This is a genomic window from Burkholderia catarinensis, assembly GCF_001883705.2.
In the GTDB taxonomy this organism is placed as follows: domain Bacteria; phylum Pseudomonadota; class Gammaproteobacteria; order Burkholderiales; family Burkholderiaceae; genus Burkholderia; species Burkholderia catarinensis.
In genome coordinates this window covers 76,388-96,543 of sequence record NZ_MDEQ02000009.1, presented here as the reverse complement: position 1 = coordinate 96,543, position 20,156 = coordinate 76,388, and the positions used below count along the sequence as shown (strand labels likewise).

Sequence of the window (20,156 nt, the reverse complement as noted above, 5' to 3'; positions counted from 1 at the left end):
ACAGGCACCCACATCAACCGATTGATCACGCCGACGCCTGACGCCCCCCGCGAACCGTAACGCACCGGCATGCCGGCCGCGGCGCCCGCACGGTGTCGCCGCCCGGCGCCCGCGCCGCCGCGAACACTCAGCTCGCGATCGCCTGGCCGGCCTGCTGCAGCTGACCGAGCATTTCTTCCATGCCGTTTTCGGCGATCCGCTTGCCGATCGCACCGAGGTCGGCGTCTCCGGGCGCGGCAATCAGCGCATAGGTGATCCTGGCCCGGCGCCAGGTCACGACATCCATGCTGCCGACTTGTTGTCGGGCTGGCACGGTGTCGGGTCTTTCGTCCTTCATCACGCACAGCGCCACGGGCAAGCCTTTTTCGGGCAGATAGACCATCTGCACCAGCGGTTTGTGATTGAAATTCAGTCGCTGTATGCGTTTGAATGTCAGCCCGACCGAACGCAGGTCCGGAATGCGTATCCGCAGCCCGTCGTCCCGGCGAATGTTTTCAACCGTATGCGCTGCGGCAGCGAGATTCGACGAATCGAACGCAACGGTGTCGCGTGTATAGAGCCGCTGATAATTCACGGCCGCCATGATCCACGGGGACATCTGCGTCTGCGCAGTTACCGGTGCGCCCTGCGGCGCGAAACCGCGTTGAGCCGCACCCGGCGCGAAGTGGAGTATGGCGCCGCAGCAGAACGCACCCGCGACGAAGGCGACCGCGAGCCACGACACCGTCATGCGAATGCGCGAGCGAACCGGCGCGGACGACGGCGCGCGTACGTCGGGCTGCGACGCCGGCGCATCCACGCGACGACCGTCGCCGACCGCGGACTGCGCCGAAGGCGCGGCGTACGCCTGCGCGATTTCGGCGACCTTGCGTACCAGGCTCTGCGGCACCGGCGGCCATTCCTGCCGCTGGAACGCGCGCTGATAGGGCAACACCGATGCTTCGAACCAGGCAACCCGCGTGGCGATCTCGGCCGACGTTCCAATCGCCCTGTCGACTGCCTCGCGCTGGTGCGACGTGAGTTCGCCATCCACGTATGCCATGAGCAGGATGTCGTCCATTTTCATGCCCCCTGATCCTCACTGTTCGCTGCGCTTGTCACCGTTCGCTCCTTTCGATCGCTGAACAGGGCACCGATCGCCTGGCGGGCACGCGAAAGCCGGCTCATGATCGTACCGATGGGTACGTCGAGCGCCTCGGCCGCTTCGCTGTAGCTGAGCCCTTCCACGCCAACCAGCAACATGACCACGCGCTGCGCTTCAGGCAACTGCTGCACCGCCCTGACGATCTGTGCATCCAGCGCCTGCTGTTCCAGTGTCGGCGCGGAGGGATCGGAGACGGTTTCGAGCAGGTCGTCGTCCCAGTCCATGCCCGAGCGCCGGCGCACACTGCGTGCGCGGAGCTCGTTGAGCCAGGTGGATTGCACGATCGAGAACATCCAGCTGAGCGGCGCGGTGCCCGGTCGCAATTGATGCGCGCGTTCGAGTGCACGGAGGCACGCGCACTGCACGAGATCCTCGGCGTCGTGCCGATCGCCGGAGATTCGCAGCGCGAATGCCCACAGACGCGGCAGCATCGCGGGAAGCATGGCGGACAGTTCGGCTGCGGTCATCTACGTCGATCCCCCCGCGGTGCAACCAAGCCGACGTTGACGAACTGCAGTATCTGACGTGTATCCATGGGTTTAGGCGAAATTGAGCGGGCGACACCCCCGCAGTCCACGTAAACAGCTGGACGGCGCAGATATTCCATCTGCCGTCGCGTATTACCCGAACTGCCGGATCACAGGTCCTCGCGGCCAGAGAGCGCGTTGGCTCAGGCCCGGGCGATGAATGGATAGGTCAGCAAGCCGAACTGCACCAGGTTGACGCCGAAGTGCGCGAGCATGGCCGATTGCAGCCCGCCGGCGCGATAGGCGAGCCCGTATCCGATGCCGGACAGGCCGGCCAGCAGGACCAGCAGCGCGCCGCCCTGATAATGAGCAAGGCCGAACAGAACGGCGCCGGCCACAAGCGCCAGCCAGCCGGCATTCGGTTGCGCGCGCATCAACCGCGTCGCGCCCGCCTGGATATAGCCGCGGAACAACGCCTCTTCCGCGAACGCGACCAGCAGAAAGTTGTCGAGCACCCACAGCCACGCGAAATGCGGCCACTTCGGCGCCCACGCAATCACCCCGGCCCACCAGGCGATCGAGAAGCAGACCACCGATGTCGCCGCACACGCGACGACCACCGCTATCGCCCGTGTCGACAGCGACTTCTCCGGCCGAACCCACGGGTACGCCAGGACCAGCCAGAACGCGACCAGCGGCTTGTCGAAGTTGAGATACATCGTGTAGGGCGCTGCATCCGGCGTCAGACGTGCCGCCTGAATCACCCTGAGATTGTCGAAACCCGGCAGCCAATGCTGAAACAGACCGACCGCAATGACGCAGAAGACGACGTTGCACAAAACCTTGCCGACGAACGGCAGATTCCGCTGCAACAGCACGCCGGTGCCGACCAGCAGTGCGATCGGCACGAGCGCGATCGGCTGCAACTGCCGCGACGCGAACGCGATCGCATAGCCGATTGCGAGCAGGATCAGCGTCAGCCGGCGCGGCATCCTCGAGATCGCCGTCAGTGCGGCAAGAAAAATCGCACACCACGTCAATGCGGTCATTGCACCTTCCGGAGAATCGCTAACGGGTCGTCGATCGCGTCGAGTGCCGCACGCGTATCAGACCACCGTGACGACCACGTCGATGTTGCCGCGGGTCGCCTTCGAATACGGACACGTCTGGTGCGCCGCGTCGACCAGCGCCTGTGCGACATCGGCGTCGACGCCCGGCACGCTGACGTTCAGCCGTGCCTGCAGGAAGTACGCGCCGTCGTTGATGGCCAGATCGATCTGCGCATCGACATGCGTGTCGCGCGGCAGCGAAACCTTCAGCTTTTGCGCGGCCAGGCCCATCGCGCCGATGAAGCATGCCGACCAGCCCGCCGCCAGCAACTGCTCGGGATTCGTGCCGGGCGCGGCCGAGCCGGGCGCGGAGAGCTTCACATCCAGGCGGCCATCCGCGCTATGCGCGGCGCCATCGCGCCCGCCGGTGGTGCGAACCTCGCCGGTGTACAGAATTTTCGTTTCGTGGTGCATGATCGGTACCGTGTTGAACGGGGTGGGTGAATGACGATGCCGAAAATCGGCTTCGCGTCGGCAGCAGGCAATCAACTGCCTCGATAGAGCTTCTCGAGCGCCGCGAGCTGACCGTCTTTCTGCGTCTGCACCAGTTCCGCTCGGACCTGGGCGCGCGTCTTTCCCTTCGGCGACTTGCCGGCCGTCGCCCATTGGCTCGCTTGCCCGACGGCATGGTCGTTGATGCTCGTGTCGACGGGGCTGCTTGCAAATGCGGAAGTGGTGGCTGCAACGGCGGCGCACGCCGCGAAAGCCAAAGCGATCGTCTTTACTTTCATGTCGTTCTCCTGGATAAATTCGACTGTCACAAATCTGTCCGGGCCCGCGGCGGTCGCTGATCTCGCGAAGCCGGCTCGAGCGCCCTGTTCTGATTCGATCGGTGAGATGCATTAAATCCAGACCACGTATCCGACGTGTGTCTCGAGAAATGGCTTTTGCAAGGCCCTGTATCCAGACCGGTGTCATACACATTGAGAAACAAATCTGCCGTCTCGTTTGCGATCAATCGCCAAACGAAACCGGGTTTTTCCGACAAAATGGCGCCACGACAGCGGGTTCACCCTTTATGTCGCCGCCACGAAAAAACCATGGAGAGATAGCCGATGTCCAGATACGCCCTCGGAGCGCTGCTGTTGTTCAGCGTCATGACCTCGGTCCACGCGCACGCCGAAACGATCAAGCCGATCAAGGCGTCGAAGTCCGACCTCGCCGGTGCGATATTCAATCGCGCCGACGCCGTGAAAAAAGACCAAAGCGGCGAAACGAGCGCGGACGTCGCGACGTTCACGTCGACCGACAACGCTTACCAGACCGGCGTCTATCGATCCGGGCCGTCGCATGAAGAAATCAAGGGGCCGCACGGGCTGCCGTACAACGAGTTCCTGTACTTTCTGTCAGGCAGCGTGAAGCTGACGTCGTCGGACGGTTCGGTGATGCTCGTGAAGACCGGCGAGGCCGTCACGCTTCCCAAGGGATGGACGGGACATTTCGACACACCGGGCTATACCAAGCTCTATGTAACCTACAGCCCCGACGACAGAAAAAAATAGTCCGGCATGTCGAGCGATCCGGCCATGGCGGAATAGCGCGCCCTTCTCGATTGTTCTGTTGACGCAGACCATCACTTCGGGAGTCAGGCGGTGCGGAATCAATCACAGGAAATCGAGGACAATCAGCGGCCCGTGCGGGCGCTCGGGAGCACGGAACATTTGTTCTGGCTGCTCGACCAGAATCGGCCGACGCATTTCGCGATGGTCGCGGAGATCGACCGGCGCTTTCCGCCGGACGCATGGCGTGCGGCTTTTCAGGCGCTCCAGCGCCGGCATCCGCTGTTGTCGACCTGCATCGCCACCGACGCGCAACAGAATTCAGGCTTCTATCGCGTGGCTGACGCCGCGGTGCCGTTGCGCGTGCTCGAGCAAGACCCGACTTCGTGGCGGGCGGAAGCGGCCCGCGAAATCGCCACGCGCTTCGACTGGTCCGCGGCGCCGCTGCTGCGCGCGACCTTGCTGCAAGGCGAATGCAGCTCGACGCTGATCCTGGTTGCACATCATTCCGTGGTCGACGGCATGGGCAGTGCATCGCTGATCGACGATCTGTTGCGCATGCTGTCGGGCGAGCGACTGGCATCGTTGCCGTTGGTGCCGTCGCTGGAGACCGTGCTCGATACCGATCTGAACCACGCCGCCGTCTCGCCGGCCCCATCGCCGGCACCCGCGCCCAAGCCATTTCGTCCGGACGCCGCGCAAGTGCCGCAGGTCGACGCCATTGCGCTTTCTGCCGACGTCACCCGCCGGCTCGTGGTCCGGGCACGTGTCGAGCAAACCACCGTGCACGGCGCCATTGCCGCGGCCGTTCACGAAGCCGGCCGGCGTCTGTCCAGCGCGTGGACCGAACGCGCGTTGAGAACCGTCACACCGATCGACCTGCGCGATCTCTCCGACGACGCGCGTGTCGCTGCCGGCGTATACATCACGCAGACCATCACGGTCGACGATCACCCGCGCGGTACGGATGTCTGGACCGCCGCCCGCAAGATCAAACAGGATCTTGCACCGTCGCAAGCGCGCGCGAGCGTGGCGGCGGAACTGAAGGCACTTGATGCCGCGATGTCCGCGCGGCCGAGCGTTCAGCATGCGGCCGGGTTTCTATCGGCCGTGCTTGCCTTCGACGTCATGGTGTCGAATCTGGGCAATCAGCCCATTGCTTGCGCGTACGACGGCTTGTCGCTCAAAGCGCTATGGGGCCCCGTCGTGACTTCGGGCTTCGCCGACGACCAGGTCATCGGCGCGTGCACGATCGATGGCGTGCTACGTCTCACGCATACGAGCCATGGCGCGATACCCGGACTTCTCGAAGAAGTCCGCGCGATTCTCCACGAAGCCGTGAGCTGACCGTCAGGCCGCTCGCCTCGTCTGCGCTCGACGCCGAACATCGCGCGCGTCGCATCGCCAGACGGATTCCGGAACACCGGTGCGTGCATTCAGCACGCCACCGGCAATACCCGCTTGCGGTGCTCGACGATCGACAGAAGCAGCGCCGCCAGGCCGCATGCAGCGATCAGTATCAACAGCATCGTCTTGCCCATGCTGACCAGCACCATGCTGCCGAGCGCGGGGAATCCGAATGCGCCGACGAAATACGACGCCACGAACCACGTCAGCACGGCGTGCCGGTGCCGCGCATCGGCACTGTTGACGGCCTGCGCCTGAACGATCGGATAGACGAGGCCATACCCGGTGCCGAGCAGCACGGCGCTGGCCGAATGCAGCAGCGCGTTGTGCGGCACGGCGAACGTCACGGCGACGCTCAGTAACATGAAGCCGAGCAGGATCTGCGTCGTCGCGCTGACGCGGATCTGAATCACGACCGCACCGAGCAGCCAGCGGATGACGACCACCGTGGCGGAATACAGACCGAAAAACGTTCCGGCTTTCACGCCCGCGCCTTGCGCCATCGACATCTGGAACGTCATCAGCCCCGAGAAGACGCTCGAGCCCAGCGCGATGATCGCGATCGGATAAATCGCATGGGTGCGGGCGATCGCGCCCATCTCGCGTACCCACCGTTCCCGCATCGGCGGCGCAACGGCGTGCGACGCAGGCGAGAGGCGGCCGAAACATTCCAGCATCACCGCAGCCGTCGCGCACAGTCCGCCGACCGTGAAGAACACCGCGCCCGTCGTCCAGTGCCAATTGCGTATCGCGAGTGCCGCAACGGCCGGACCGCCTCCGACGCCGGCCATCTGAAACGACCCGAACCGCAGGAACCAGCGCTCACGTTCGATATCTGCCGTGCGCTCCGCGAGCATCATCGGCGCCGCGAGGCAGAACCCGCCCCAACCGATGCCGACCAGCAATCCGGGCACGACGCTCAGCGAGCCGGTGCGCCCGATCAGCGCGAAGCCGACGACGCCTGCGCCGACGACCAGCGCCGCCAGCGCGGTCGCACGTGCAGCGCCGATCCGGTGCGCAAGCCACGCGACCAGCGGCAGGCCGATCAGCGCACCGATCATCGCTTCGGCCAGTGCGGCCCCCGTGTCGATGTCGCTTCCACCCGCCACACGGAAATGCATCGACAGCAGAAATGTCGCGCCGTAGCCGCATGCCGTCAGCAGCGCGCCGAGCAGCACGAACGAGGCGACGCGCGGCGACATCGTGCGTGGATCGGCCATCATGCTTCCCCTTGTTTCAAGATTCCGGTCGATTCGTGCGGCGGCGCGAAAAGCTCGCCGCTCAGGGCCGTCGCGATATGATCCGCACAATCCGCCATCGAAGAAATGAACTGTTCCGATGATGCGCCGCATACGTTCGTATAGACGCAGACGACAGCCCACGGTCCTGCACGCGCGCGCGACGCGCTCAGGTATCGGCGAGCAGCGGATCGGGATGCTGCCCGACGGTTGCGGCCAGGATCGTGAGTGCCCGGCTCGCCGGAACGCGCGCGTCGCCGGCGTGAGGGCGAAACACCGGGTCGCCGCGGTCGATGCAACGCCCGGTCAGTGCACAGACAGCCGCGCCGTCGGCAAAACCTCTGCTCCAGATCTGCTCGGTAGACTTGCCCAGACACGCGTCGCTCCACGAGACGCTGATCGCGCTTACCGAAATCCGCCTCACGATCACGACGTTGACTGGTCGCCTCGCCGTGCGCGAACCCGCGCTTGCACGGCGCGGCCGGTACCCGATGGACCACTTCTTCGTGCACGCCTGGCGCTGCTCGGCGGACGGATCGAGAACGTTCAGCAGCACCCGTACCACGATATCGCCCTCCGATAGCGCGGTCATCGGTCGGTCTCCGGCAGCCGACTTCATTCGGGCTGCGCCGGCGGAAACGAAACGGATTCGCTCAATTCGCGCCATTGTGCGTCCTCTTCCGCACGGAACCTTGCCGCCGCGCCGGCTACCGCGACCGCGTCGCTGCCCATCAGCAATCGCAAAGGCGCTGTCGGCGATCCGGCAATGCCGAGCAGCGCCCGGGCAATCCGCGCGGGATCGCCGGGTTGCATGCCGTCGATGCTGCGCAACCGTGCCGCGACCGGTTCGATGATCGGCTTGTACGCGTCGCTGATCGGCGGAATGGTCATCGACGAACCGGCCCAACGGGTCCGCATCGATCCCGGCTCGACGATCGTTACCTGGATGCCGAAATCACGGACCTCCTTCGCCAGCACTTCGGAGAAACCGCCCACCGCCCATTTGGCTGCCTGATAGGCGGCGAGCCCGGGGCCGCCGACTCTTCCGCCCACCGACGAGATCTGAATGATGTGGCCGGCCCGTTGCCGACGCATGAACGGCAGTGCCGCACGAGTGACATTGCACACGCCGAAGAAGTTGACCTCCATCTGCTCGTGCAGCGCCTTGTCGGTGATGTCTTCGATCGACGCCAGATCGGCGTAGCCCGCGTTGTTCACCAGCACGTCGAGTCGACCGAATTGCTCCACCGCCAGGCTGACGGCGCCGCGCGCCGCGCCCGGGTCGGTGACGTTCAGCGGGATCGCTTGAATCCGATCGCCATATGCGTCCGCCAGGCTGGCCAGACGCGTCACGTCCCTCGCCGTTGCCGCCAGTTTGTGGCCGGCGGAAAGCACCGCCTCGGCAAGCTGAAGACCCAAGCCGCCGGAGCAGCCCGTGATGAACCAAACTTTGCTGTCATTCATTGTCGCACTCCCGGTCATTTGCGATCGACGTCCCGTCCCGCACACGGCGTGAAAACGGGTGTTCGCCGTGCGTCCGCGGGATCGCGGACTCGCCGAACTCGACGTCATGCATCATTGGGAGCCCGCCATGTATCTCGCGTATGTCCCTGGCGTATCGGAATGTATCCGGCGAACCTCTGTACGAAGCGGCGATCGCGCACTCATCCCGAAGCACTTTCCGCGGTTCATGAACGACATTCACAAATGAATCAATCATCTGGACACCTACATGATTGCGTGCGAGTTTTTGAAAGGCTGTATGAAAGCGGACGGCAACAGAACAACGGCCGCCGCCGACATCGCCTCCATGCCCTCACGCGACGGCGAGCGGCAATGTCACGCGCGCTTCGAGGCCTCCGGTGCTGCGATTGTTCAGTTGCAGTTCCCCCTGCATCGCTTGCGTCAGCCGCCGTGCGATCGCGAGCCCCAATCCGGATCCCGGCGCGCGCGCCGATGTCTGCGGCGCCCGATACCACGGCGTGAATACCGCTTCCATCTCCGCCGGCACGATGCCCGGCCCTGAATCCACCACGGCAAGCATCACGAGTCTGGCATCGACGCGAACGCACAGGCGGACATCGCGCCCGTAACGCAGTGCATTGTCGATCAGGTTGACGAGCACGCGCCGCAGTGCATGCGGGAATGTCACGAGCGGACAGTCCACCCGCCCGTCCAGGGCGACGGCAAGACCCGCGTCACGATAGTTGTCGACCAGCGAGCCGAGCAACTCGTCCACGTCGACGCGGCGCGGCGGCTCCGCCACGCTGCATTGAAGCCGCGCGCAGGCAAGGCTCGCGTTGATCAGTTCTCCCATCTCGGCAAGGTCGCGCTCCATCGCATCGCGCAACGTGCGATCTTCCAGCATTCCGCTACGCAGCATCACGCGCGTCAGCGGCGTACGCAGATCATGCGCATAGGCCGCGAGCACCTGCAGCAATTCCGTCAAGCGTTCCCCGTGCTGGTGATGCGCGTCGTTGATCGCGACTGCCAGTCTCGCGATCGACGGCGTGCCGCGCTCGACCAGTGACCGGGGCAACTCTTCCAGCCCATGGTTCTCGACTGCCGCGGCGAGTTGCCGGATGGTCGCGTCCAGTCGCAGCGCACGCAGCCACAGCACCACCACCAACAGCGCAAGCACCGCGGCCGCCACGCTTGCAATCAGGAAATCGCCGCCGACGGCGGGAAGCAATTCATTCGCCAGCAGGTCGCGAGCGTCGTACAGGGCCGCCGCGACGAACAGCACGCCAGCCACGACGAACAGCCGGGCCGGACACGCGACGAGTTCGCGCGCATGCCCACGGCATGCGCGGCTGAGGTTGCGGATACAGCGCGTGAGCCGAGCCTCAAACCAGGCTCCGGACGATAAGGTAGGAATGTTGGCCATCTTCGTTCTCCTGTCGCCGTCGCGGCGGACGGTACAGGGAAGATGAAAACATGCGTGAGGGGGTTCGCACCATCAAACGAGCGGCCATCCACCCCCTACGAAGGTTTAGGTTGCCGTTGCGGCGCAGACCGGCGATCAGCCGTATCCGAGCGCACGGGCAAGCCAGCCTTCGAGCTCCTGTGCGTCGATCGGCTTCTCGAGGAGACAAAGCGCGGTGCTGGCCCGCGCTCGCTCGGACGTGCGGGCGGTGACGAACGCCGTGACCAACACGGTAGGAATGCGCAGGCCGCGTGCTTCCATCCGGGCCAGGACTTCGATGCCATCCATCTCGGGCATCTGGATGTCGCAGATCAGGCAACCCGTTCGCGACGCCACGTCCGACGCCAGGAATGCCGGCCCCGACGCGAATTCGCGCGCCTCCCCGCCCAACGAACGCACGAAACTTCCCGCGGCGGCGCGTACGAAGGGATCGTCGTCGACAATGGATACGAGATCGGAGGTTGAGAGTGAAAAAGGCATCCCTGCTTATGACGAGGGGGACGGACCGGCCCGTCCCGAGCACTGTTAACCCAAGTTGCCAGCATACCGTCACGCCGCGGCACCGTCATCATACCTACGTATGGGTAGGGCCGGCGTCGGTGCATGGACCGGTTGATGAAAGATCCGGGTAAACGAATGGCGCTCGCTTTTTCCGCAGCGGGCGCGGCGGCCTGTGCCCCGGGCGCGCCACGCCGGAGATCGGGATGCCGCACGCCGCATGGATGCAGGTTATCCGGCTCGGCGCGCGATGCGCCAGCGCCGATGGTTTTCCGCGCCCGGGCCGCCGCTAGCGCGACGGTACGTCGATGCCGAGCGCAGTCATCTTGCGCACCAGTTCAGCGACCGAGCGGCACTGCATTTTTCGCATCGCCTGGCTGCGATGAATCTTGGCCGTGATCTCCGCGATTCCCATGTTGCCCGCGACTTGCTTGTTCATCAGGCCCGTCGCGACGTGTTGCAGCACCTCGCGTTCACGCGGCGTCAGCGATTCCCAACACGCGCGCAGATCGAGCAGCGAGCGATCGTCCTGCAGCCGTTTCGCATCGCGGTCAAGCGCCGCAATCACCGCATCGATCATGTCCTGGTCGCGGAACGGTTTCGTCAGGAAATCCATCGCGCCGGCTTTCATCGCCTTCACCGTCATCGCAATATCGCCGTGCGCCGTGATGAAGATGATCGGCATCTGCGGGCCGCCGCTCTCTGCCAGCGACGTCTGAAACGCGATTCCGCTCTGCCCGCGCAGCCTGACGTCCAGGACGAGGCACGACGGTCCTGCGCCCTTCGTTGCCGCGAGAAACTCGTCCGTCGACGCAAAGGCACGAACGTCCAGGTCGATCGATCGCAGCAGGCTGATCAGCGCGGCACGAACGAACTCGTCGTCATCGACGACGTAGACGACTCGGCCGCTCCGATCCGCGGATGCAGGTGTCGCGTGGGGCATTCTGGTTTCCGGCATCGATATTCGCTGATGAATTTTCAGGAGTGGTCGCGGAGCGGCTCAAACACAACTCGAAGAACCTGTCCGCCCGCCGCGCGTCGCGCCGACGGACGACGCATCATGGATCGACGCGCGGCAGCATGACGGTTGCTCGCGTACCGGCACCCTCGCGCGGCGACAGCGTCAACGTTCCGCCGTGAGCGTCGACAATCGAATGCGAGATGGCGAGGCCCATGCCCATCCCGTTCTCCTTGGTCGTGAAAAGCGGTTCGAGCAGCCGGTCCGCGACGTCGGGTGCAATGCCGCTGCCCGAATCCTCCACGGTCACGCGTACGCTGTCAACGCCGTGCGCTGCGCAGGCAAGCGAAAGACAACGCGCCGTCTCGAGCTCGGCCATCGATTCGGCGCCGTTCGTCAGCAGGTTGATCACGACCTGCTGGAGCTGGATCCGGTCGCCGTATACGTAGACGGGGCCATCGTGACTGCGCAGCTCCAGCACCACGTCCAGCGTGTCGAGCTGCCGCGCGACGAGCGCCGCGGCCTCGCGCACGGCCTCGGCGAGGTCAACCGTCGCAAACTGCGGCGCGGCCTTGCGTGCCTTCGCGCGCAGCGCCTGGATGATGCTCTTGGCCCGCGCCGCGCTCCGATTGATGTGTGCGAGCATCGCCCGCGCTTCGCCGACGTCCGGCGGTTCCCGGTTCAGCCAACGCAACGCGGCGCTCGCCGACGTGTCCACGGCGGCAATCGGCTGTCCGATCTCATGGACGATGGATGCGACGAGCTCCCCCATCGCTGTCAGGCGGCTGGCGCGCTCGAGGCCGGCAAGTGCGGCACGCAACTGTTCCTCGGCATGCGCGCGCTGACGGTTCTGCTCGACCAGCTCCTCATAGAGCCGCGCATTCTCGAGCGCGAACGCGGCCTGCGAGGCGATCACCTCCACCAGCGCCGCCTTGGCCGCGGTAAACATCCGCGCCGCCAGATTGTTTTCCATATACAGCACGCCGACGAGCGTCGCATAACGCATCAGCGGTACGCACATCACCGAACGGGGGCGCCGGCGGCGAACATAAGCATCCTGACCATGAACCGGCGACTCCGACGCATCGTCGATCACCACCCCTTCCTGCGTCCGGGCGACCGCCTGCACGACCGAGACAGGAAGCACGCTCGCCGTCAACGACACGGCCTCTTGCGTCACGACGATCGTACCGTCGATCACGTCCGCGCGCGCCGGTACATGCCAGACGCCCTCGCGCAGCACCGCGAGCGCGCCATGCTCCGCCCCGGCGCTTTCGAGTGTCGTGCGCAACAGCGTTTCCACGAGACGCGCCGGCACGATGTCGCTCGCCAGCGCGTTCGACACGCGCAGCACCGCGTTGACGTCCAGTGCGTGCATCCGACTCCCGACAGGGTTGCCCGCTCCGGCATCGAATACATCGGGATGCGCGGCCTGCAACTGGCGCACCTTCGCCAGCGCCCCCCAACGCTGCCATGCGCTCTGCGCATGGCGCAAATAAGCGTGCGCAGCGATATCGTCGCGGCCCGCATGGAATCGCGCCGCGCACTCGGCTGCCAGCGCCTCGACCTGCGTGAAGCCATGCTTGCCCGCGTGCGCCACGGCGCGCGCATAAGCTTCCGCCGCGTCCAGCGGCTGGCCATTCACGCGCGCGTGCTCCGCGCGCACCAGCTCGCGTCGCGCGACGAAGTTCGCCGGGCAGGCCCGCGCCCAGACGTCGAGTTGCTCGACATGGCGCTGCAGCGCAGCTTCCTGGGACGCATCGCGGCAGGGCAGCGCAAGCAATGCGAGCGCGCCGTAGAACGGCAAATCGGCCCGCTCGGCAAACGAACGAGCCGCATGCTCGCAAGCTTCGGCGCGCCGGCGCGCGTCAAGCGCGTCCGGCAGATCGCCGAACAACAGTGCCGCCTGCAGCCTGTAGACCCAGTAGGCGAGATCGACCAGGGTCGCCGGCCTGCCCTCCGGCGGCGGCAACACGTCGCGATCGTCGGTCTCGCCTTCCTGTAACCGCCTCAGCAGCATCTGCTGCGCAAGCAGTGCATCGATCACGAGCTGGAAATTCGCATCGCGCGCGATCACAAGCCCGTGCGCCACCGTGTCGCGTACGTCGCCGAGAAATTCGCCGGCGAACAGCATGCCGGTGGCCTCGTTGCGCTTGCAATAGAGCGCAAAAGTATGATCGCAGCACTCGACCGTGATCTCGAATGCCCGCGAGATATACCCACGGGCCGAGCGCGCCGGCAACACCCACGGCACCACGATCGTGCCGTGCGCCATGTACACGCGGCCGCGATACCGATCGAGTCCGCGCTCGTCGACCAGATGCAGCGCGAGCTCGCCAAATGCCAGCGACGCGGCGTAATCGCCGTAACGTGCGCCGAAGATCTGGTTCATGCAGACGTAGACGTCGGCCGACGCATCGGAATGGCCGTGCTCGATCGCCAGATTCACCGCGCGCAGCAGAATCATGTCGACCAGATCCTGGTCGGAATAGAGTGCCGGCGGGATCAGGTCGGCAAAGATGTCGACAATCGCGCGCTGCAGCGGATCGCCGATGATCGGCAGGTCACGCAGCGCGTCGATCCCGTTGCGGTCCAGCCAGCCGCGCAGGCGAAGGTATTCGCGATGCACGTCCGCGCTGTCCGGATGAGGCGGGATATCGATGCCGGACCGCTTCAGGAACGCAAGGCCGACACCGAGAGCCAGGTCGAAGCGGCCCAGCGCCGTGTACAACGCCGCGCGCAGGCGCGTGAGATCCGCGCCGAAAGTGCCGTCGCCGGCCACCCGCTCCAGCTCGGCCAGGCGCGCTTCGGCGGCTTCGAGCGCACCGGTCATGAACTCGGCCTCGCCGCACAGCATGCGCGCCTCGAGCCCGTCGTCGCTGGTGTCCCGTTCGCCGAGGAAATCGACGGCGGCGCGAAAAAAGCCGAGTGCGGAATGATGCGCGGTTGCCGCCCTGGCTTGCCGCCCGGCCTCCAGATTCACGCGCGCGAACGCGCAGCGCTGCGCGCGCGCCTCGACAACCGTGCTGGCGAGGTTCGCCTGCGCGGCCAGCACGAAGGCGTCGGCGCAGGCATCGCCCGCCGCCAGCAAGCGGCAGGCGATTGCATGATGCAGCGCCGCCCGTTCGCCCTCCGGGATCGACGCATACGCCGCCTCGCGAATGCGATCGTGCCAGAACGTCCAGTCGTCGCCGTCGCGCTGGAGACTGCCGGCATCGAGCGCCGCCTGCAGCCCCTCGATCGCATCGGGCTCGGTCAGGCCAGCGGCCGTGGCCAGCAGGCGCGTCGACGCACGCTGGCCGATGCAGGCCAGCAAGCGCAACATGAATCGTGCGGCGTCCGGCAGCAGCTCGAACTGCCGCGCCAGCATCATCGCGACGTCATCGCCGCCGCGATGCGCGGCAATGTGCACCATGTTCCAGCGCCACAGGCCGGCGCCCGCGTCGTAATCGAGCATGCCTTCATCGGCTAGCAGGCGCAGCAGGTGATGCACGAAGAACGGATTGCGGCCGGTTCTCCGTCCGATCAGGTCGGACAACGGGCGAAGCGCATCGGTATCCTGATGCAGCGCGTGGGCGATCAGCTCGGTCGTCGCCCGCTCGTTCAGCGGCCCGAGTTCCACCGTCAATGCATCGGGAATGTCGGCCAGCGGGCCGGCCCGCAACGGGTGACCCGCATCGATCTCGTTCCCGCGATATGCACCAACGAGCAGCAACGCCGTGTCGCGGTGTTGCTGCGCCAGGCGCTCCAGCACCTGTATCGTGCCCGCATCGGCCCATTGCAGATCGTCGAGCAGCAGCGCGAGCGGGCGCTCCGGTGCCGCGAAACACGCGATCAGCCGGGCGATCGCTTGCAGCACGCGCTCTCGCTCCAGCCCTGGCGCCAGTTCGGATTGCTCCGGCGTGCCCGCTTGCGGGCCAAGCACCGCCGAGAGCGCCGGCAGGAATCTCGCGAGCGTGCGTCCGACAGGCGCCACTGCCGTTCCGATTCGCGCGCGCCACCTGTCGAATTCGTCGTCCGCGCAACCCAGCACGAACTGCAGCAGCGGCTCCAGCGCCTGGGCAAGCATCGCATACGGCGTGCCGCGGCGCCCTTCCTCGCCCTTGCTGGTGGCCACGAGCAGCGCCCCGTCGTGCCTGATTCGCGCGACGGCCTCCAGAAGCAGCGTCGACTTGCCCATGCCCGAGTGGCCGGAAACCCATGCGACGCGCGCCTCTCCAACGGTGGCGACGGCACGGTACTGCGCGCGCAACGCGTCGATCTCCTGTTCGCGGCCCACCACGTGATCGGCTTGCTGCAGACGCTGCAGCGCCGCATGGACATCGAGCGCGAACATCGGAATGCGACCGTCACGGCGAAGGCACTGCTCGCATCGCTGCAGGTCGGCGACGAGCCCCGCAGCCGTGCCGTACCGCTGCTCCGGCGCCTTTTCGAGCAGCTTCACGACGATCCGCGAAATCTGCTCCGGTACGTGCGGAACGAGGTCGTGAGGGGGGCGCGCCGAATGCGTGGCGTGTGCGTGCACGAGTCCGGCGGCATCGGTCGCATCGAACGGCGGCACACCGGTCAACTGCTCATAGAGAATGCATCCGAGCGAATAAAGATCGGCCCGCGCGTCGACACGCAGGTTCATGCGCGTGCCGAGTTCGGGCGCCGTATAGACGAAATCCGTGTCGTCCCGATCGAGATCGGCGTCGCGCAACGGGTCGGTCGCGCCGGGGCCGATGGCGTAGCCGAAGCCCGTCAGAAACGCACGATCATCGTCATCGACGAGGAAGCGATGCGGCGCAAGCGCGCGATGCACGATACCGGCCGCATGCATCTCGCCCAGCGCTGTCGCGAGCGAAATCGCGCGCCGCAGAAACGCCGGCAAACGCTGCTGCGGTACACCGCCAACGGAGAGCGGCATCCCGCCCGGATCGGCAAGGACGAGCACGGCGCCGCCACCGTGCGACACGATGGCTTGTGGAACAGCGGACCAGCGTTCGTGCAGTGCCGAGCGCAACCCATATTCGCGTTGCAGCGCGGCGACCGCGGACGGTGCCGCGACGCCGCGCCCGGCGACCAGCACGGACGGCGCATGGTCGTCGATCGCACGGTGCAGCCGTGGCGGGCCGGGGCTCAATTCGATAAAGCGGCGTGTCGAAAGTTCGATCATGCGAATGCAGTAAGGAAACGGTGGCGTCATCAACTCGAACGCCGCTGGCACGGCGGCGTGGAGCACGGCATGCGGCACCCGTGCAACGTGCCGGAGCGGGATGCCGGGTTGTATCCGTTCGTTCGAACCCGCGGTCGCGACGCGGGCCGCGGGGCTCCCGCGATTTCGCTCGTGCGGTGTCGCACCTCACCGGCCGCCGCGCCTTTCTTCCAGGTACCCGTGATAACACGCGAACCCGCAGATTATTCCAGCACGATATCGTCAATGCAACAACGCGCGCCGGAATCGGCACGCCCCGCATCACGCAGATCGCGCGCCGCTCCCGACGATCGATTGTCCGCGGTTCGAATCGAGCCGGTTCGACAGCGCGATACGCTCTCCACGCGCTTGCGACGATGTGCGCCGGCCAACGCATGCGAGCTGCCCAAGCGGACTCGCGCCCCGTCATGACCGGCGCTTTCGTATCCGGATGTACCTGGTCTCCGGATGGATACATGACATTGCAAAATGCCACGCCCCGGACACATGCGGGATACCTTTGCGGCGCTCAATACCCACGCGACGGATTCTGACGACCAGCGCAACGCGGCCGGCGCATCCGGCTCCCGCCTTCGCCAGATACCGTGCGTACCGTTCGATCGACCCACCTTCCGGATTCCGACATGAAGACATCAAGGATCACCTTCGCGCTCGTCGCGTTTGCTACCGCAGCCTGCGCCCATGCAGCGGCCCCCGTCGATTCGATGACAGGGAATCAAGATGCCGCGGCCACGACCCAATGGGCACCGGCCGCGGCGATGCCGATGGGAAAGACACGTATCGAAGTGCGCCAGGAGCTCGCGCACGCGCGCCAGAGCGGCGAGCTCGACGCGCTCAGGAAACTCTATTCCGGCCATTGAAGCGCCGTCGTTTCCGGCGATCCGACACGGGCAGGCGCAATAGTGGCCGGCTCGTGCACGTGCTTCATTGGCCGGCCGCCCATCCGCGTCCGGGCGAAGCCACGAAGATGCGTTGCCGTTGACGAGCGGCCCTGCCGCGCGAATTCCAGTGACCCGCAGTCGCGCCGGTCGATTGCGGAAATTGCCATGCGGTTGCACTACGGCGGCCACCGTCGCAGCGCGCTCGATTGTCTCTCACTGTATCCGAGTGCGCCGCAGGTACATTGCATTGCATAAACCCCGTTCGACGAAATAAGCCCGATACCTCCCGGCGGTCCAATACGTCGGTACAGACGTCGCACGGCCAGCTCGATGCACTCACACCACCCTCTGCCCGACCGCCGCATCTGGACATTCCTTTCCCCAGGGATTCCTCCGGACCGCACTCGCTGTCGACGCGTCGCGTGACGTGCAGCCGGGATCCCATGCCGGACTTGAGTCGTCATGGAGCAAACCGAACTTTCAACGATGCTGCCCGATATGCTGCCGCGCCTGTGGTCGTTCGCGATGCGCATTTCCGGTAACCGGTACGATGCCGAAGAGCTCGTCCAGCGTGCATGCATTCGCGCACTCGAGCGGGCTCATCAGTTGCGCTCCGATACGTCGCCGGTGAGCTGGATGTTCTCGATCATCCAGTCGATATGGCTCAATGAACTGCGGCAACGCAATCATCGCAACCGCCTCGTGCTCGAACTGAGCGACGCATTGCTGGAAACGGTCTCCGATCCCCGCTCCACGCCCGAAACCGGGCTGGCCATCCGGCAAATCATCGACGCCGTCGAGCGGCTGCCGGAATCCCAGCGCACCGTATTGCTGCTCGTCAGCGTCGATGGGCTCAGCTATCGGCAAGCAGCCGATACGCTCGACATACCGGTCGGCACCATCATGAGCCGGATATCCCGCGCGCGCAAAGCGCTTCGCATGGTGTTCGACGGATCCGGCGAATCACGAATGGAGACGGGACATTGTATCGACGCGCAGACCTGACATCGACGCGCGACGTCGCGTGTCTGCCGAGGCGAACCGGCAGCGACACGATCGCCGGCGCGGGGGATCGCACTGGAATAAATGATGGCCATCGCGTGTTCAGTGAAAGCAGCCGCACCCGCTTCTGCGCACGTGGCCGAACGCCGACCGCTTGCACCGGTGCCCGCCACGGGCGACTTTATTCCCGCAACCAATGCCGAAGATGTCATCGCTGTCCAGAATGTTGCTCGTCTATGACGGAACCAACGAAGCAAACGCCGCACTCGCGCGGTGTGCGTCGCTTTCTCGCGCATTGTCGGCCACGGTCGACGTCGTCGCCATTGTCGACAACGTAACCGCCAACGCACAGTCGGCCGGACTGCTCAGCGAGCTCGGCCATCAGCGTCTGGAAGAATTCGCCCATCGCGATCTTCAACGGGCGGTCGGCAAACTGACGGACGACGGCATCGCCGCATGCGGCCATCTCCGGTTCGGACGCGCGGCCGATGCTATCGCGGCGCATGCGTCGACAACCTGCGCGGACATGATCGTCGTCGGATATCGTGCCCGCACCGGGTTCGCTCGCTGGTGGCGCGAGCGCCCCGTTCACTTCGATCTGGCCGAGCGCCTTCATGGTGCGGCGCTTATCGTCGTCACGGTCCCGTCGACCTAGCGCCGGCGCGCATCGATGCGCGCGGACGACGCGCGATCGCGTTCGTCCGCGATTCGCCCGGTCTAAATCGCGTCGGCCGCATCGATACATGGTTGAACGGTCGCGGCAAGAATCATCCGCTGCCGGTTGGCGGGCAGACAGACATCGCTCGCTCGCGGACGAAACACCGGATCACCGCGTTGTATCGCACGCCCCGTCAGCACACATATCGACGGGACACGCGCGCGGCTCCTGCACCAGATTTGCTCGGCATACCGCCCTGAACACGAGTCGCTCCATGAAACACTGATCATGGACAACGAAAGGCGTTCCATCACGGCTATTCTGAAAGGCGGTTCGGCCCGCGCACGCGCATCGCCCTCATCCCATTGGCGCAGCCCGAGGCGTCGCGCCTTGTATCGGGTGCGCTGCGCCTGCAAGCAAACGCTGCGTTGTTCTTGCGAAGGATCGAGGACATTGATCAACGTGCGAGCCACGATGTCCGCTTCATGCAACATCACCATCACCTCTTCTCCCAATCAATCGGATCGATCATGTGAAAGCGGACGCACGAATCACCGATACCCCGTCATTCGGCCCCGCGATGCGCCCTCGCTCAGGCTCCGCCTTTCTCACGCAGCATCAGCTCGCTTTTCACCGATTTGACGCCGTGGATCTTCCTGGCCGACTCGACCGCGAGATGGTCTTCGTCTTCAGTTTGCACCTGGCCGGCCAGCGTCACCTGTCCGGTCGCGGCATTGCCGAAAACCGTGATCGCTTGCCCTTGCAGCCCCTTCGTTCGCGACAGCGTTTTCTGAATCGACCGCGAGAACGCGCGATTGGCCGCACGCGTGGCCTTCTTCGTCTGGGTGGACGTCACCGCGGCATCCGTGCCCGCCGCATTGGCACTTTCGTCGGCAAATGCCTGCAGTTGCAGGCAAGCGAGCAGGACGGCCGCCAGACCGCCATTCAGGATGACTTGTCGAATTTTCATGATGGGTTCCTTGGGTTGCTGGTATCGAATGGCACGCATGTTCCGGTCGTGTGCATCGTCGCGACGCACGCGAATCGCATCATTGCCACATCGCGAAGCCGACTCGATCACCTGCCGCCCGAGTCGTTGCCGATGCGATTCGTGTACCGGTGGAACCAGAATAAGGCGCAGCGTCACCGGCATCCATAGCATCTGTAGCTAG

Annotated in this window: 18 protein-coding genes; 4 read left to right on the top strand and 14 right to left on the bottom strand. The window is 65.3% G+C overall.

Annotated elements, in window-relative coordinates; translation table 11 throughout:
• Window positions 1-127: 127 nt before the first annotated feature.
• The 5 genes from BFF94_RS16350 to BFF94_RS16330 all read right to left on the bottom strand — a co-directional run bounded on the left by BFF94_RS16350 (window position 128) and on the right by BFF94_RS16330 (window position 3,451).
• Window positions 128-1,066, bottom strand: a complete 939-nt coding sequence (locus BFF94_RS16350; protein ID WP_219139546.1) for an anti-sigma factor family protein — start codon at window positions 1,064-1,066, stop codon at window positions 128-130.
• Window positions 1,063-1,611 carry an RNA polymerase sigma factor gene (locus BFF94_RS16345; RefSeq protein WP_128842810.1) on the bottom strand — a complete coding sequence of 183 codons (549 nt, stop codon included), beginning with the start codon at window positions 1,609-1,611 and terminating at the stop codon, window positions 1,063-1,065. Before BFF94_RS16345 ends, BFF94_RS16350 begins: the two co-directional genes overlap by 4 nt.
• A 203-nt stretch (window positions 1,612-1,814) precedes the next feature.
• Window positions 1,815-2,660: a CPBP family intramembrane glutamic endopeptidase gene (locus BFF94_RS16340; RefSeq protein WP_128842809.1), complete on the bottom strand. Its 846-nt coding sequence runs from the start codon at window positions 2,658-2,660 to the stop codon at window positions 1,815-1,817.
• 57 nt (window positions 2,661-2,717) lie between these two features.
• A complete protein-coding gene (locus tag BFF94_RS16335) occupies window positions 2,718-3,134 on the bottom strand; it encodes an organic hydroperoxide resistance protein (RefSeq protein ID WP_128842808.1) in 417 nt (138 codons plus the stop codon).
• 71 nt (window positions 3,135-3,205) lie between these two features.
• Window positions 3,206-3,451 carry a DUF4148 domain-containing protein gene (locus BFF94_RS16330; RefSeq protein WP_128842807.1) on the bottom strand — a complete coding sequence of 82 codons (246 nt, stop codon included), beginning with the start codon at window positions 3,449-3,451 and terminating at the stop codon, window positions 3,206-3,208.
• Window positions 3,452-3,775: 324 nt separating this feature from the next.
• Between BFF94_RS16330 and BFF94_RS16325 the strand changes: the two genes are divergently transcribed.
• Window positions 3,776-4,222 carry a cupin domain-containing protein gene (locus BFF94_RS16325; protein ID WP_128842806.1) on the top strand — a complete coding sequence of 149 codons (447 nt, stop codon included), beginning with the start codon at window positions 3,776-3,778 and terminating at the stop codon, window positions 4,220-4,222.
• A 159-nt stretch (window positions 4,223-4,381) separates the two neighbouring features.
• Window positions 4,382-5,566: a condensation domain-containing protein gene (locus tag BFF94_RS16320; protein WP_246637344.1), complete on the top strand. Its 1,185-nt coding sequence runs from the start codon at window positions 4,382-4,384 to the stop codon at window positions 5,564-5,566.
• 89 nt (window positions 5,567-5,655) lie between these two features.
• On the opposite strand, the gene BFF94_RS16315 is transcribed toward BFF94_RS16320, so the two are convergent.
• The 7 genes from BFF94_RS16315 to BFF94_RS16285 all read right to left on the bottom strand — a co-directional run bounded on the left by BFF94_RS16315 (window position 5,656) and on the right by BFF94_RS16285 (window position 16,404).
• Window positions 5,656-6,849, bottom strand: a complete 1,194-nt coding sequence (locus BFF94_RS16315) for an MFS transporter (RefSeq protein WP_219139544.1) — start codon at window positions 6,847-6,849, stop codon at window positions 5,656-5,658.
• Window positions 6,850-7,033: 184 nt separating this feature from the next.
• Window positions 7,034-7,456, bottom strand: a complete 423-nt coding sequence (locus BFF94_RS16310) for a DUF3331 domain-containing protein (protein WP_128842829.1) — start codon at window positions 7,454-7,456, stop codon at window positions 7,034-7,036.
• A 23-nt stretch (window positions 7,457-7,479) separates the two neighbouring features.
• Window positions 7,480-8,328 (bottom strand): SDR family NAD(P)-dependent oxidoreductase, encoded by an 849-nt coding sequence (locus tag BFF94_RS16305; protein ID WP_128842805.1) that lies wholly within the window; start codon window positions 8,326-8,328, stop codon window positions 7,480-7,482.
• Window positions 8,329-8,680: 352 nt separating this feature from the next.
• Window positions 8,681-9,751: a sensor histidine kinase gene (locus tag BFF94_RS16300; protein ID WP_128842804.1), complete on the bottom strand. Its 1,071-nt coding sequence runs from the start codon at window positions 9,749-9,751 to the stop codon at window positions 8,681-8,683.
• A gap of 135 nt (window positions 9,752-9,886) precedes the next feature.
• A complete protein-coding gene (locus tag BFF94_RS16295) occupies window positions 9,887-10,270 on the bottom strand; it encodes a response regulator transcription factor (RefSeq protein WP_128842803.1) in 384 nt (127 codons plus the stop codon).
• 307 nt (window positions 10,271-10,577) lie between these two features.
• A complete protein-coding gene (locus BFF94_RS16290) occupies window positions 10,578-11,231 on the bottom strand; it encodes a response regulator transcription factor (protein WP_246637343.1) in 654 nt (217 codons plus the stop codon).
• A gap of 115 nt (window positions 11,232-11,346) precedes the next feature.
• Window positions 11,347-16,404 (bottom strand): trifunctional serine/threonine-protein kinase/ATP-binding protein/sensor histidine kinase, encoded by a 5,058-nt coding sequence (locus BFF94_RS16285; RefSeq protein WP_128842801.1) that lies wholly within the window; start codon window positions 16,402-16,404, stop codon window positions 11,347-11,349.
• Window positions 16,405-17,786: 1,382 nt separating this feature from the next.
• Here BFF94_RS16285 and BFF94_RS16280 point away from each other — a divergent pair.
• Both BFF94_RS16280 and BFF94_RS16275 read left to right on the top strand, forming a co-directional pair.
• On the top strand, window positions 17,787-18,329 hold the full coding sequence (locus tag BFF94_RS16280; protein WP_128842800.1) for an RNA polymerase sigma factor: 543 nt from the start codon (window positions 17,787-17,789) through the stop codon (window positions 18,327-18,329).
• A gap of 220 nt (window positions 18,330-18,549) precedes the next feature.
• Window positions 18,550-18,981: a universal stress protein gene (locus BFF94_RS16275; RefSeq protein ID WP_128842827.1), complete on the top strand. Its 432-nt coding sequence runs from the start codon at window positions 18,550-18,552 to the stop codon at window positions 18,979-18,981.
• A gap of 62 nt (window positions 18,982-19,043) precedes the next feature.
• Here BFF94_RS16275 and BFF94_RS16270 read toward each other — a convergent pair whose 3' ends face one another.
• The gene (locus BFF94_RS16270) at window positions 19,044-19,484 is read right to left on the bottom strand and encodes a DUF3331 domain-containing protein (RefSeq protein ID WP_128842826.1); all 441 of its coding nucleotides are present in this window, start codon (window positions 19,482-19,484) and stop codon (window positions 19,044-19,046) included.
• Window positions 19,485-19,576: 92 nt separating this feature from the next.
• A complete protein-coding gene (locus BFF94_RS16265; RefSeq protein ID WP_246637342.1) occupies window positions 19,577-20,137 on the bottom strand; it encodes a BON domain-containing protein in 561 nt (186 codons plus the stop codon).
• Window positions 20,138-20,156: the final 19 nt, after the last annotated feature.